Raw genomic sequence first — 13092 nt, 5'->3', positions numbered from 1 at the left:
GCAGCATGCGTCCCGGAACGGTACCGGTGGACACGGCGCACGAAAAACCTGTATATTTATACAGTACCGCAGGCGCAATTTCACAGCAACGAACTGGCACTTTTAATCGAGGGTGACCCATGGATGTACGCGTTCGCAGGCCCGTCCATCCAATGCCCGAGATGGCCGCCTTCATCGCAGAATTGCGCTCAGCCTTTGGCGACAAGGCGATTGACGATGCAGTCAGCCGCGGAAAATCTGGGGAGCCAGCCTTCTATGCCTGCGAAAACGGCACCGCTGTAGGCACAGCAAGTCCAGCGAACGACAATGTCTGGCACGTCAGCGCTGACATACGAGACCGGCATTATTGTCCCGGCTGCGATGGCGGCTGCGTCGGACAGGGGCTTGGTTGCAAAGAGTGGCTGCAACGGAAAGCAGACAAGGAGAAAGCGTGAAAAGTATTGCATTGGCCGTACTGATGGCGACGCTCACGCCGGCCGTGTACGCGGCTAGCTACACTGAAGTCTGGAATCCACCGGAGGCCCGTGCAACCGCTCCCCATAGGGTCGGTGCTGCACGCAAGCTCGCGGTTCATCGACCCGTCGTTGCTCACGCGGTGGATGTGCATGCGCGGCGCACGCCGACATCCGCACCCAGGCTCCTGGCGAAGCAAAGCCACATACAGAAAACCGCGCCGACAGACGAACCCGATATGTCGGAGATTCCGCGCCAGTTCACGCCCGAAGGAAATGTGCTTCGGGTTGATTCTCGCGGCATGTCGGCTGAGGTCACTCGCTGATGGAATTGGAGAGCTACAACGGCTATAGCGTGTGGGGGCACGCCATCCTGCAGCAGGAAGGCGTGCTCCAGCCGGAACGGTACGCGGCGAGCGGCACGATCACTCGAAACAACAAGCTCGTTGAAGCATCCGGCGTCCTTGGCTATTTCGATACCGAAGAGCAAGCCCAGCATGCCGGACTTGACTGGGCACGAGCGTGGGTCGATAGCCACGGGTAGACGTACGGTGTGGCGGTCCCCCTCACATCGAGACGGGCCGCCTTTTGTCAGAACAGGTACATGCCGGCCACAAAAATAACGCCCGAGAACAGAAGCGCGGTGACGCAGTAGCCCATGATGTCACGAACGCCTAACCCTGCAATGGCAAGCGCCGGAAGAGCCCAGAACGGTTGCGCCATATTTGTCCACGCCTCACCGTAAGCAATCGCCATCGCAGATTTGCCAAGGTCTGCGCCGAGCGCTTGCGCGGCCGGCATAACAAATGGGCCCTGCACGACCCAATGACCACCACCGGATGGCACGGCAAAGTTGATCAGTGCCGAGCTGAGGAACGCGAGCAGCGGGAACGTGTGAACGTTGGCGATATCGACAAACCACTTCGTGATGACGCCCGCCAGGCCCGAGTGGTCCATCAGCGCCTGGATACCGGCATAAAACGGAAACTGAATCATGATGCCGGACGCGCCCTTCGCTGCCGCCGCTACCGCGCGTGCATACGCCATAGGGGTCTTGTGAAGAACGATGCCCGCTGCGAGGAACACCAGGTTGACGGTGTCGATATCCAGTGCGAAGCCTTTGTTGATGAACCGGATGACGAGGAAGACGGCGCAGAGTGCTGCCACGAGGATGGCCAGTACACGGCTTTCTTCCATTCGCTCAGCGAACGTCGCGTCGGGAGCAAGCTTGCGTTCTACACTCGGCGGGTCCAGCAATAGCGCCGGGTCTACCGTGACCACGTCTTCGGGTTTCGGCATCATGAGTCTTGCCAGTATTGGCAAAAGAATAATGAGGCCGATGGTGATAAACGCGTTGTAGCCCGTAAAGATGGTGTGCGAAACCGGAATCAGACCGACGGTCTTCTCCATCGGATTGCCCTTGGTGGCGGCAACGAGCGGCACAGAGCCAGACAAGCCACCATGCCAGGTCAGGAAACCCATGTAGGCACTCGCCACGAGCAGCCGATAGTCGGTTCCCTTGACGCGTCGGGCGACCTCTCGTGCAAGCATCGCACCCAGAACGAGACCGAATCCCCAGTTGATGGCGCAGGCAACGGCGCCCACAAACGCCACCAACATCACCCCTTGCCCGGGCGTCCGGGCAGAGCTCGCTAGCGCGACAAGCACTCGCTTGACGGGTCCCGAGCTGGCCAGCGCATGTCCCGTTACAAGAATCATCGCCATCTGCATCGAAAATGCGAGCAGGTTCCAGAATCCGGAGCCCCATAGCATCACGAGGTCGGCAGGCGCTTTCGGCGTCAAACCAAGCGCGAGCGCGAAGGTAACGCCGGTAAGCAAAATGGCAAAAATCAGGGGATCGGGCAACACCCGATGCACCACCTGAGTGAAAAAAGCGGAGATACGCTGAATCAATTGTCTACTCCTCGTCACCTTTATCGATGCGGCCAACTGTCCTTGTTACGGGCCGTAAACCGTATGGACGTAGGCCGCGCGCGCCGATTTTTGCACACAACGAAAAATCCTGCGTCGAGGACGACATTGCTGTTGCAGTCGTCGAGAAGGCGGACGTGAAGCGCGTTGTAATTAAACCGATAAGACGCGTTCTGAGTCCTCCGGTGCGCTGGCAGGCAACTCGTCTTGCACTACCGTGCAATCCTCCGGCGCTCTCCTGCGATATCGTTGATTCACCCACAAACCACGCCGAACTCGAATTCGGTTTGGCGAAATCTGGAGACGACGATGGACATCAAACCAAAGGTTCGCGAAGAAGCGGTTCAAATCGATGAGATTCCGTGGAAGCCCTTCCCGGATGCGCTCTCGCAAGGAGGAATCCGCTGGAAGATGCTTCACGCCTCCCCCGAAATGGGTGCATGGACCGCAATTTTTGATTGCCCCGCAGGCTCGTCCTTCAACGCGCATTTTCACGTCGGGCCGGGCGAATATTTGCTGACGAAGGGCCGCATGGACGTCCGCGGTGGTAGCGAGCACGGCGGCGACACGGTCGTCGCACCGGCGTACGGTTACGAGTCTGCCAATGCTCGTCACGACAAAACCGCGTTCCCGGTCGACAGCGAGTTCTACATGACGTTCCTGGGACCACTATCCTTCATCAAGGAAGATGGCACGCCGATCGTCGTGGTGACCTGGGACGAAGCCCAACGTGCATACGCGGGCTGAAGGGACTGCTGTCTACGTCATGTATCGGCAACGACCATCGTTACCGATACATCCCGTTGCTCCTCTCGTGGATACTCGACATGTCAAATCTCTCTGAACAGGCAGAAACAGCAACCAGGCAGGTTCTGGACCATCATCTCGGTGCGTTCGCTCAAGGCGTTGAGGAGATTCTCAAGGATTACGACGACAGCTCCGCCATCGTTACGCCGGACAGGACCTTCCGTGGTCGCGACGAGATCGCGAGCTTCTTCAAGGCATTTCTTGACGGTGCAGACCCAGCGTTCTGGCCGGCGTTCAAGATTACAAGCATGAGCACAATCGGCAACGTAGCGTACCTCGCCTGGGAGGCAAAGCCGTGGGTCACACTCGCAACAGACACCCTTTACGTTAGAGACGGGAAAATTGCGGTTCAGACGTTCACGTCTTTTTCGGCCTGACTCATGCGTGACTTATCGGTGACCTCGTCCGTGACCACATCCGCATCGACGGCGGTGAGACGCTCTGTCGCTTCCCGGTTTAACTGAACGCTCGCGGCGCAGCTCGGCAACTGCGTCGCGCATTACGCAACAAAGGAGTAAAAATTGGCCAAAATCATTCACGCCATGGTGCGGGTCCACGACCTTGAGCGTTCGCTGCAGTTCTATCAGGACGCGCTCGGGTTGTCGACAAGTCACCGCCTTGAGTTCCCCGACTTCTCGCTGGTCTATCTTCGCAACGAAGAGAATGACTTCGAGATTGAGCTGACGTGGAACAAAGGCCGCGAGCCGGCATACACGCATGGTGACGGCTATGGGCACATCGCTGTAGCCGTTCCAGAGCTTGAAAATGAGCATGAGCGCATGACGCAGCTCGGTATCCATCCCACGCCCGTGAAGGAATTCAAGCGCGGCGAAGAGATGCTCGCCCGGTTCTTTTTCATTCAGGACCCCGATGGCTACAAAATCGAAGTTCTGGAGCGTTCGGGGCATTACGTGTAAGTGCATGCAGGCAACAACAGGCACGCGGATTGAGCGAAAAGGCTAGCTCCGGTCCGCGTTTGTCATGTCAACTCGTCCAACGAACCAACGCCCACAGTCCTGCGAACATCACCCGGCGAGGCGCCGTACTTCTCCTTGAACGCACGGCAGAAATGGCTGGTTGAATTGAAACCCCAGCGGAACGCTATCTCCGAGATGCGTTGCCGGTTGTAGGCCGGGTCCGTCAGCGCCTGCTTGCAGGCGTGCAGTCGCCTGTCCAGAACCCACCCGGAAACGGTCATGTCGCTACGCTGAAACAGCATGTGCAGGTAACGCAGCGAAATGTGATTTGCCTCGGCAATCCGGGTCGGGTTCAGGTCGTCTTCGTGCAGATGTTGCAGGATGAAGTCCTGCACACGTCTGAGCATCGCCGCGCTGGCGTCGAACGTTGCTGACGGTTGCTGGCCGGATAGCGCGATACCCAGCAGTTCGAGCGTAGACCTGCTGACGGAACCCTGAACGCTTTCGTCGAGTGTTGCGATTTCATTTGAAAGGGCCAGCAGGTGCACAGCCAGCAATGAACCGACGCCTGTGCGGCTTTCGATTTTGCCTCCTGTCGGCGGCTGCTTGCGTTCCGGTAGCCGCTCCCGCATAACCGACCATGGAATCATCAGCGTCACCTTATGCAGGCGCTCGAGAACTTCGAACTCGATGGACTGGTCAGTCGTCCAGACGACTACATCGCCGGACGCGACCTCCACGCCTGAATCGCCAATCCTGAATCGTTCGCGCCCACCCGTGGTGAGTTGCACTCCGACATACAGTTCATCATCGTGGCGAACTTGCCCTCGCGTGCGTTGACCCTTGCAAGGGTCGCATACCGTCTCGACAATCCCGGCTCCCGCGAAATCATGATGTTTGACGTGGGCGTAGAACGTAGCAGGCAGACGATGAGGGACTTGCCACTCCCTGTAGCTGTGACTGAGCACCGACTGCCAGGCGTCTGTGCGGTCACCAGCCGGGACGTCGTTGCTCGACCATTCGGTAGATTGATTTCGCACGTCGTCGCTCCTTTCGCTCGGTCTCACGATGCGCTCGATGACGCGTCCAATTATCCTCCCTTCCGGTTGAATACGTGGAACAGCGTCAACGTTCCGAGCACGTGGACCTCCGCTTAGGTGCTCTGGTCACACCGAACTAACATCTCAATCCGATTCTGCCAGCACGCGATCTGCGCCTAGCTGTTGCCGTGCCTTTGCCCAATATTCCTGGGAACGTCCCTCGGGACTTCCCTCTTTCTCCCACAGATAGAACGCAAGCGTACGAACTTGCTCCTCGGTAACAGGCATATCCATTTCAATCTCCAGAAAAATTTCTTCGATTGACTAGAGCGTCGACGCCCCGGTCAATCAACAAGCAAGTCTGAAAGCCGGGCGCAATACGGCGCCCACCTCTCGAATGTCAGCACGGTCCATTCACGCTCGGCCCACGTCACCGACTAACTTCTGTGTTGGTAACGGCTGCTTGCTGCGATGCGCGCCACTACCGGCACCAAACGCGGGTTGAACAAGGGAATTGACCCAGCACGGCCTTCAGCGCGAGCAACTATGGCATCTATCGTGACTCGTGCAACCGCCCGTTGTGCCCGTTTTGCGAACTGCTTCAAACGACGATCGCTGACCGGATGCCGCGCCCATATCAGCGCCGCGAACCAACCGATAACGGTCCATCCAAGCAGGATGTTCACCATGGTCACCGCAAAGGCGTCTTCGCGGTCTCTGGCGTCTGCAATCATTGCGGGCACCAAATACAGCATCAGCGCACCTAGCAACACCGCACCTTCGATAAGCTTCAACATTTCTTCACCTCGCTACAGTTTCGATAGGAGTTTAGATCTGGCCTATCTTTTTTCTAGACCGATAGCGTGAAATCACAATTGCAAAATGCCAGACAATGGCGCTCGCTAAAGCCCATCGCGGATTGGCGGGGATCCCTATGCTGGAGGAGGTTTGCGGCGACGCGTAGGCTGCAGCGCTCCCCTGCGCGCCGATGACGGCAGAAGCGTATGCTGCTGTAAATCATCAGGAGACGACCATGAGCCTTGCTGGCAAGACACTATTCATGTCCGGTGGCAGTCGCGGCATCGGACTCGCGATTGCACTCAGAGCCGCACGCGACGGCGCCAATGTCGTGATTTGCGCCAAGACCGCGGAGCCAGACCCGCGTCTCGAAGGCACGATTCACACGGCGGCTGCGGCTGTTGAAGCTGCCGGCGGCAAGGCGCTCCCGCTGGTGGTGGATATTCGCGACGAAGAACGCGTGAAGGCGGCAGTCGCCGAGGCCGTTGCTTTGTTCGGCGGCATCGATATCCTCGTGAACAATGCCAGCGCCATTCGACTGACAGGCACGCTGGACACACCCGTCAAACGGTACGACCTGATGCATGGGGTCAATGGCAGAGGTACGTTCGTATGCGCGCAAGCGTGCCTGCCGCACCTCCTCAATGCGCCGAACCCGCACATCCTCACGCTGTCACCTCCGTTGGTCCAGGACGCAAAATGGTTTAGCGATTTTCCGGCATACACCATTGCCAAATACACAATGAGCCTGTTCACCCTGGCGCTTGCCGGCGAGTTCAAAGACCGGGGTGTCGCCGTCAATTCGCTATGGCCTCGAACAGCGATCGCGACCGCTGCTGTGCAAAATGAAATTGGCGGCAAGGACATGATTGCAGCATGTCGCACGCCTGAGATAGTCGCTGACGCGGCCCACTACATCGTGACGCGCCCGGCCAAAGAGTGCACAGGAAACTTCTTCCTCGACGACGAAGTTCTGCTGGCCGCCGGTGTGCGCGACTTTGCACAGTACGACGTGCAGGCTGGGGCCGCATTGCAAGCGGATTTCTTTGTGGAGGCCTTGCCGGGCATGTTGCCGGCAGACAATATGACGAAGCGTGCATCCCGCACCCCACCCCGCTAAAAAGTTAGGGTGTGTGGATACGGATGCAGTCACACACGCTGGAATTGCTAACTTCGCTCATACGTGGCAGTTCCAGTCCCTGTTGAATCCGGAGGAACCGTGAGTCGAACTGAGACCGCTTTGATTGTGGGCGCAGGAAAGGGATTGAGTGCTTCGCTCGCGCGACTGTTCGCAGCAGAGGGCATGCAGGTTGCGCTCGCTGCCCGCGATACCAGCAAGCTGACGGACCTCGTCGGCGAGACGGGCGCTCTGCCCTTACGTTGCGACGCCAGTCAACCGGACGATGTCACCGCACTTTTTGACCGCGTAGAAGACGCATTCGGCGCGCCCGACCTCGTTGTGTACAACGCGAGTGGCCGCTACCGCGCGGCAGTCGAAGACATCGACCCAGAGAAACTTGAGGACGCGCTTAAAGTGACCGCCGTCGGTGGCTTTCTAGTCGCCCAGGCCGCAGCCGTTCGAATGCTGGCGCGCGGCAGCGGCACCATCCTCCTGACCGGCGCTACGGCAAGTGTGAAAGGGCTGCCTGGTTCGACGCCATTTGCGATGGGCAAATTCGCGTTGCGAGGGATGGCCCAATGTATGGCGCGAGAACTCGCTCCGAAAAATATTCATGTCGCGCATTTCGTCATCGACGGCGGCATTGCGAGCAGCCGTCCTCAAGCGGACGATGCCAGCCATGAGGACAAATGGTTGGACCCTGACGCCATCGCCAAGGAATACCTCCATATCCATCGCCAGCATCGTAGTGCGTGGACATGGGAGGTTGAACTGCGACCCTGGATAGAGAAGTTTTAGCGCGTCTTGTCTTTCGACCGCAGTTCAGTAGCTCGTCATTTGCTGGCATGCTGCCGTTCATATAGAGTCAAGGGCGAGCAGACCCGGAATGGCTCCAGGTCTGCTCGCTCCTCGCTCGCAGCGAACGCTTATGCGTCAAACACCGGATACGACGCGTTGCGGATTGCCGTGATGGTGTCTTGCGTGGAAAGCACTCCGGACTCGTCCAGAATCGAAATCAAAGAGCGACCTTCAGCCACGGATTGGCGCGCAAGTTTGCTGACTCGGGCGTAGCCAATCTTCGGAACCAGTGCCGTGGCAACTGCCATGGATTCCATCAAATGCTGCTCGTTACGCGCAACATCCGCCTTGATGCCCTTGACGCACTTCTGCGAGAAACGCTGAATGCCGTTTGTGAGCAGCGCAATGCTGTCGAAAACGCGCGACGCGACCACGGGCTCAAAATGGTTGATTTCCAGTTCGCCGTACTGCACGGCCTGCGCAACTGCAACGTCATTTCCAACAACCGCAAAACTTAGCTGAATGATTGCCATCGGCAGGACAGGGTTGACCTTGCCCGGCATGATGGACGACCCGGCCTGCGCTTCCGGCAGCTTCAACTCTCCGAGGCCGCCGACAGGGCCCGAGGACAGGACTGTCAGGTCAGATGCGATTTTTGCGAGGGATACAGCACAGGTACGAAGCTCAGCCGAAACGCGCGAGAACACATCCATGTTCTGCATTGCATCGAACGAATTTCCCGGTGCCTGGTATTCCACGCCTGTGATGCTGCCAAGGTGCGTGTACACGGCGGCACGATAACCCGCGGGAGCACCGAAGCCGGTGCCAATCGCGGTGCCCCCCAGAGGCAGTGTTCGGAGCTTGTCGCGGACTGCCACGAGTTCCTCTGCCAAACGGGCTGTCAGAGACGCATAGCCTCCGAATAGTTGGCCCAGACGCATCGGCTGGGCGTCCTGCAGGCAGGTGCGGCCCAGATGCAGCACGTCGGCGAACTCGGCGGCTTTGCTATCAAAGAGAGCTGCAAGCTGCGTGACCTCTTTGATTAACGGTTCGAGCATAGCGTATGTCGCAATTTTCAACGCCGCTGGATAGGCGTCGTTGGTGGATTGGGACTGGTTGACGTGGTCATTTGGATGAATCAATTCGTAGTTTCCGGCAGCGTGACCCAATAGCTGCTGGGCGCGATTGGCGATGACCTCGTTGAAGTTCATGTTGGTGGACGTCCCGCCCGACCCTTCCATCAGGTCGACCACGAGCGAAGAGTCGAAGTGCCCCTCGATGACTTCCTGGCAAGCTTTGACGATAGCCTCACATTGCTCTTTGGTGAGTACTTCGTTGTCGCGGTTGGCCAAAGCTGCCGCCCACTTGACCCGGGCGAAAGCGTCGCGAAACTGCGGGAAGTGAGCGATATTCAGGGATGAAACCGTGAGGTTCTCAACGCCACGAACCGTGTTCACGCCGTACAGCCTGTTAGCGGGAATGGTGACCTCGCCGACATAGTCACGTTCAACTCGCTGTTCACCTTGAGTAAGCTTATTCATAAGAATTCCTTTCGCCAACGGTAATAAGTTTCTCTATTTCTCCGCCGAGAGCTTTCAGCCTCGGCATGAATGATGTTTCAATTACTTCGCGCGCTGTCTCGCACGCATCATCAAAAAAAGCGTTGTATTCGTCCCGGCGCGCTACCAGATAAAGAGAGCGCTCGAGACCCAACTTTTCAACCACATGGGTCGCAACGTTGCCCGCATGCGTGACACCCTGAAGAAGACACATCGGCGAGGTGATGGCCCATCCAATTCCTTCCGCAACCATCGAGGTCAAAGCATCGGCATTGTCCAGTTCAAGCCGGTTTGGAAGCCGTACTTCAATCCGCCGCAAATACCGCTCGATCTGCAATCCAACCTGTGATGTGCGATTGAACCGGACGATGGGTAAGCTGCTGCCAAGCGCGCGTACATCCTCGATGGTTCGCACAGGCTTTCTTAGCTCCCTCGGCGTGATAACAAGGTAGCGCTCCGAGAAGAGTCGGTACCGGACCACGTCATTGGCGTCAGCCAGCGGGTCGCTCGTGACGATCAGGTCCAGGTCGCGGCGCAGAAGCGCTTCACCCTGCTGGGGACTCAAACCGGTACGTATCGACAACTGCGACACTTTCCCCAGCAGGTTCTTGGTGAAAACCGAGCCGCAAGTCGACGCAAACGAATCGACCAGTCCGATACGCAAGTCCGGTTTGATGCCTCGTCCGGCTTCGACTACCTGTGCCTTCAGATTGGCAATCTCTTCGCTTAACACGGTGCCCCGGTTCCGAAGTGCGATGCCAAAGGGTGTTAGCGCCAGCGGCCGGGTCGTGCGGTTCACCAGCACGACGCCCAGTTCTTCTTCGAGTTGCCGAATGATTTGCGACACGCCTGATTGAGATATGCCCAACCTGGTTGCCGCCGAAGACATACTTCCCGCTTCCGCCACGGCGACAAAGACCTGTACCGCATGCATATCGATTGGTTTGTTCGGCGACATGGCGTGTCCTGATAAAAGCGTACTGGCTTATGTTCACGCGTCCGGGCCGCTGCCTTCCAAAGGGCATCAGATGCGTGGCTTGCTGCTACCCAACGCTGAGGCAGCGATGGATGCGTCATGTCGCTCTTCAGCTATCGGTTGGTCATCGGTTGCGGAGTCGGACTTTACGTCCGCGAGGCTTTCCCCACCTGTTTCGGGCGCCAGCATGTGACAGAAGACTCCGCCGAAAAGCAGCACCGCGACACAGACACCCAATGAAGCGTGAATGCCGACGTGCTGAACGGCGAGCGGCAGCAGAAACGTGCTGATGGCTGAACCGAAGCGGCTCGCGGCGACCGCGAGGCCAACGCCAGATGCTCGAAGGTGCGTCGGGAAGAGTTCGGGCGGATAGACAAATTCGAGGTTCGCCGCAGCCGAGAGAATGCATGCGAAGAGGCCGAACGCCAGCATCGTGCCGATGGGTCCAAAGCTGGCATAGGCGAGCACAGCCAAAGCAAGCGCCGCAAAGTAGAAGGTCCCGATGAGGAACGTGCGACGGGAGAGCTTATCGATGAGCAACAGGCCAATCACGGCGCCGGCAAAGAGCAGGATGTTGTAGACGAGGCCGCCCACGAACTTGTCTTTTACTTGCAGCGCCTCGAGAACCTTCGGCGAAAACGTGCCCAACGCGAAATACGGAATGACCTGGCACGTGTAGAAGACGCAGCCAACGATGGTGTTCTTGCGCCAACGCGGCGAGAACAGCTCCGACCAGGCACCGCGATGCTGTTGAGACGCACCAGCCGGCTTAGAAAGCATGACGTCAGGGCCGAACTTGCGACGGATGATCGCAAGCGCTTCGTCGCCACGTCCACGTTTCATGAGCCACATCGGCGACTCAGGCACGATGAGGCGGAACGGAAGAATCAGCAGGGCCGGAATTCCGCTCGCGGCAAGCATGAGCCGCCATGCGTCAGGGCCGATGTCCCGCATGGCGAAGCCGGCAAGATAGGCACCGACATACCCCGCTGCCCACGCCGCAGCGAGCACGCTAAGCAGACGTCCGCGATAGCGGCGCGGCGAGTACTCCGTCACAAGGGATTTGCTGACCACATAGTCGGCGCCGAGGATGAACCCGAGCACGAGGCGCAACACCAGCAACTGTGCGGGTGACGTCACGAAATATTGAGCGGCCGAGACGACCGCGAAGAGCAGCATGTCGAACGCAAAAATCGTCCGGCGGCCGTACTTGTCCGCAATCGGGCCTGCCAGCATGCTGCCGAAGAAGAGCCCCGCCAGCGACGCCGCTCCAAGCAACCCCATCCAGACGGCATTGAGATGTAACGGACCGGCAGCCATGCTGACGGCAATGCCGATAATCCCCAGCACAAAACCATCGCTGAACTGCCCGCCTGTTCCGCTGAAAGCCACCCCTATGTGAAAGGGGCGGAGCGGTAAATCCTCCAGCAACACCTGTTTGTTCACAATCGTCTCCTGTCTCGTTCTGGTGCTCAATCAGACTGCACCTTGGAAACCAGTGTATGGTGACGACTTCAGGAAAACAGCATGTCACAAGTCAGTATCACTAACTCTAATACTATGCCGCATTGGAACTGAATCTGCGAGCTGCAGATAGCTCGAGGCTTATGGCGAGATCTGCGAGCACACTTTGTTGTGTGCGCATAGCCAGTGACAGGGTGTCTGGACCGTCAAAGAACTGCAGCGCGCCGTCGGGATGCCCGCCGTAACGCCAGCAGCGAATGACGAACTGGTGCAGATGTGCGTCGTTCCAGCCCATGGCGAGCTGCATCACATGATGCAGTTGCGCGATCGTAATCTGCTCGGGAACCAGCAGGCGCCGCCAGACCGGCGGGCTGACGCCCCGTAGACTGATTCGCAACTGGAGCACGGAAGTGGTTTGGGAAGAATCACCGAACATCGACCCACTATAGCTGCTCCCCCGAGCCATATTCACAGGTCAGACTTCAGCCCCCACTTTGGCGCGGTCTCCGAGTCGGGGAGTTGCCGAATGACCTCTTCGAGACTCGATGCGCCTGCCGCAACCGCACTGAGGAACATGCTGATTGAAAACTCCACCACCTGATCGATTGAAAGCGGTTTATCGGATCGAGGCATGCGATCTGAGAGGATCAGCGTCGCGAGTCCGTGCTCCACGCTCCAGGCAGCATGGGTGACGAGCGTCAGCGATTGCTCTTCCCATTGCTTTTCCAACGCAAATTGCTCAACAGACGAAGCGAAAAGCCGGAACGACTTCGTGATCTCCGTGCTGAGCTCCGGGTAAGAATCGCGCGCGACGATCCGAGGACCGACCATCAATTCGAATAACCCGTTATAGCGCTGGGCAAACTCGACATAGACCCTCATCATCCGATATGCCTTCGAAAGCGCCGTCTCGTCGGATGCCGCTATTGTGGCGCGCAGCGCCGCAATATCGCGAAAGCCATCTGCTGCAATGGCAGCCAGCAGGCCTTCCTTGCCGGCGAAATGGTGAGAAGGCGCCGCCTCCGACACACCTGCTTTACGTGCCAGGTAACGCAGACTGAGTTCGTGCACGCCTATCTCCTCCAAAGCGCGACGCCCCTCTGCAATCAGTGCATTACGCAGATTTCCGTGGTGATATGGCACGGACACGTCAGTCGATGCTTTTGAATTCACGATGGCACCATGAAAGTGGTCAGACTATTAAAAGTACAAATCTGCTTCGCAACACG

Annotated in this window: 17 protein-coding genes; 8 read left to right on the top strand and 9 right to left on the bottom strand. The window is 58.1% G+C overall.

Going from position 1 to position 13092, the window contains the following annotated elements:
• Positions 1–119 precede the first annotated feature (119 nt).
• From P3T25_RS21845 to P3T25_RS21835, 3 genes are read left to right on the top strand one after another with little or no spacing between them, the layout of a single operon-like run.
• Positions 120–434, top strand: coding sequence for a hypothetical protein (locus tag P3T25_RS21845; protein WP_154560128.1), 315 nt, complete (start codon positions 120–122; stop codon positions 432–434).
• Positions 431–778 carry a hypothetical protein gene (locus P3T25_RS21840; protein ID WP_429358931.1) on the top strand — a complete coding sequence of 116 codons (348 nt, stop codon included), beginning with the start codon at positions 431–433 and terminating at the stop codon, positions 776–778. Before P3T25_RS21845 ends, P3T25_RS21840 begins: the two co-directional genes overlap by 4 nt.
• Positions 778–996 carry a hypothetical protein gene (locus P3T25_RS21835; protein ID WP_429358930.1) on the top strand — a complete coding sequence of 73 codons (219 nt, stop codon included), beginning with the start codon at positions 778–780 and terminating at the stop codon, positions 994–996. Before P3T25_RS21840 ends, P3T25_RS21835 begins: the two co-directional genes overlap by 1 nt.
• 47 nt (positions 997–1043) lie before the next feature.
• Here the strand turns inward: P3T25_RS21835 and P3T25_RS21830 are convergent, their stop codons facing one another.
• A complete protein-coding gene (locus P3T25_RS21830; RefSeq protein ID WP_171928811.1) occupies positions 1044–2366 on the bottom strand; it encodes a TIGR00366 family protein in 1323 nt (440 codons plus the stop codon).
• Between the two features lie 225 nt (positions 2367–2591).
• Here P3T25_RS21830 and P3T25_RS21825 point away from each other — a divergent pair, with 225 nt between their 5' ends.
• From P3T25_RS21825 to P3T25_RS21815, 3 genes are all read left to right on the top strand, one after another.
• Complete coding sequence (locus P3T25_RS21825) at positions 2592–3131, top strand: 2,4'-dihydroxyacetophenone dioxygenase family protein (RefSeq protein WP_233464828.1); 540 nt, start codon at positions 2592–2594, stop codon at positions 3129–3131.
• Between the two features lie 80 nt (positions 3132–3211).
• A complete protein-coding gene (locus P3T25_RS21820; RefSeq protein WP_154560131.1) occupies positions 3212–3568 on the top strand; it encodes a nuclear transport factor 2 family protein in 357 nt (118 codons plus the stop codon).
• Positions 3569–3712: 144 nt separating this feature from the next.
• Positions 3713–4108 carry a VOC family protein gene (locus P3T25_RS21815; RefSeq protein ID WP_429358929.1) on the top strand — a complete coding sequence of 132 codons (396 nt, stop codon included), beginning with the start codon at positions 3713–3715 and terminating at the stop codon, positions 4106–4108.
• 62 nt (positions 4109–4170) lie between these two features.
• On the opposite strand, the gene P3T25_RS21810 is transcribed toward P3T25_RS21815, so the two are convergent.
• From P3T25_RS21810 to P3T25_RS21800, 3 genes are all read right to left on the bottom strand, one after another.
• Positions 4171–5148, bottom strand: a complete 978-nt coding sequence (locus P3T25_RS21810; protein WP_168435669.1) for a helix-turn-helix domain-containing protein — start codon at positions 5146–5148, stop codon at positions 4171–4173.
• Positions 5149–5292: 144 nt separating this feature from the next.
• Positions 5293–5442, bottom strand: coding sequence for a DUF2934 domain-containing protein (locus tag P3T25_RS21805; protein ID WP_154560133.1), 150 nt, complete (start codon positions 5440–5442; stop codon positions 5293–5295).
• Between the two features lie 143 nt (positions 5443–5585).
• Positions 5586–5945 carry a superinfection immunity protein gene (locus P3T25_RS21800; RefSeq protein WP_154560134.1) on the bottom strand — a complete coding sequence of 120 codons (360 nt, stop codon included), beginning with the start codon at positions 5943–5945 and terminating at the stop codon, positions 5586–5588.
• Positions 5946–6181: 236 nt separating this feature from the next.
• Between P3T25_RS21800 and P3T25_RS21795 the strand changes: the two genes are divergently transcribed.
• Positions 6182–7066 (top strand): SDR family oxidoreductase, encoded by an 885-nt coding sequence (locus P3T25_RS21795; RefSeq protein WP_429358928.1) that lies wholly within the window; start codon positions 6182–6184, stop codon positions 7064–7066.
• A 63-nt stretch (positions 7067–7129) separates the two neighbouring features.
• The gene (locus P3T25_RS21790; RefSeq protein ID WP_308112632.1) at positions 7130–7864 is read left to right on the top strand and encodes an SDR family NAD(P)-dependent oxidoreductase; all 735 of its coding nucleotides are present in this window, start codon (positions 7130–7132) and stop codon (positions 7862–7864) included.
• A 128-nt stretch (positions 7865–7992) separates the two neighbouring features.
• Here P3T25_RS21790 and P3T25_RS21785 read toward each other — a convergent pair whose 3' ends face one another.
• From P3T25_RS21785 to P3T25_RS21765, 5 genes are all read right to left on the bottom strand, one after another.
• On the bottom strand, positions 7993–9405 hold the full coding sequence (locus P3T25_RS21785) for an aspartate ammonia-lyase (RefSeq protein ID WP_154560137.1): 1413 nt from the start codon (positions 9403–9405) through the stop codon (positions 7993–7995).
• A complete protein-coding gene (locus tag P3T25_RS21780) occupies positions 9398–10381 on the bottom strand; it encodes a LysR family transcriptional regulator (RefSeq protein WP_429358927.1) in 984 nt (327 codons plus the stop codon). Before P3T25_RS21780 ends, P3T25_RS21785 begins: the two co-directional genes overlap by 8 nt.
• A gap of 66 nt (positions 10382–10447) precedes the next feature.
• Positions 10448–11845 carry an MFS transporter gene (locus P3T25_RS21775; protein ID WP_429358926.1) on the bottom strand — a complete coding sequence of 466 codons (1398 nt, stop codon included), beginning with the start codon at positions 11843–11845 and terminating at the stop codon, positions 10448–10450.
• Positions 11846–11957: 112 nt separating this feature from the next.
• Complete coding sequence (locus P3T25_RS21770) at positions 11958–12299, bottom strand: plasmid pRiA4b ORF-3 family protein (RefSeq protein ID WP_154560140.1); 342 nt, start codon at positions 12297–12299, stop codon at positions 11958–11960.
• A gap of 32 nt (positions 12300–12331) precedes the next feature.
• The gene (locus P3T25_RS21765) at positions 12332–13006 is read right to left on the bottom strand and encodes a TetR/AcrR family transcriptional regulator (RefSeq protein ID WP_429358971.1); all 675 of its coding nucleotides are present in this window, start codon (positions 13004–13006) and stop codon (positions 12332–12334) included.
• Positions 13007–13092 lie beyond the last annotated feature (86 nt).

It is taken from the genome of Paraburkholderia sp. GAS32, assembly GCF_050434225.1.
Classification (GTDB): Bacteria; Pseudomonadota; Gammaproteobacteria; order Burkholderiales; family Burkholderiaceae; genus Paraburkholderia; species Paraburkholderia madseniana.
Note: the sequence above shows the minus strand (reverse complement) of the source record. Positions and strands in the feature narration are given on the sequence as shown.

Bases quoted from the DNA above. Each gene is read 5' to 3' on its own strand.
- P3T25_RS21845 (WP_154560128.1), top strand. From the start codon at position 120: ATGGATGTACGCGTTCGCAGGCCCGTCCATCCAATGCCCGAGATGGCC.
- P3T25_RS21795 (WP_429358928.1), top strand. From the start codon at position 6,182: ATGAGCCTTGCTGGCAAGACACTATTCATGTCCGGTGGCAGTCGCGGC.
- P3T25_RS21805 (WP_154560133.1), bottom strand. From the start codon at position 5,442: ATGGATATGCCTGTTACCGAGGAGCAAGTTCGTACGCTTGCGTTCTAT.
- P3T25_RS21785 (WP_154560137.1), bottom strand. From the start codon at position 9,405: ATGAATAAGCTTACTCAAGGTGAACAGCGAGTTGAACGTGACTATGTC.
- P3T25_RS21780 (WP_429358927.1), bottom strand. From the start codon at position 10,381: ATGTCGCCGAACAAACCAATCGATATGCATGCGGTACAGGTCTTTGTC.
- P3T25_RS21820 (WP_154560131.1), top strand. From the start codon at position 3,212: ATGTCAAATCTCTCTGAACAGGCAGAAACAGCAACCAGGCAGGTTCTG.
- P3T25_RS21770 (WP_154560140.1), bottom strand. From the start codon at position 12,299: ATGTTCGGTGATTCTTCCCAAACCACTTCCGTGCTCCAGTTGCGAATC.
- P3T25_RS21800 (WP_154560134.1), bottom strand. From the start codon at position 5,945: ATGTTGAAGCTTATCGAAGGTGCGGTGTTGCTAGGTGCGCTGATGCTG.
- P3T25_RS21835 (WP_429358930.1), top strand. From the start codon at position 778: ATGGAATTGGAGAGCTACAACGGCTATAGCGTGTGGGGGCACGCCATC.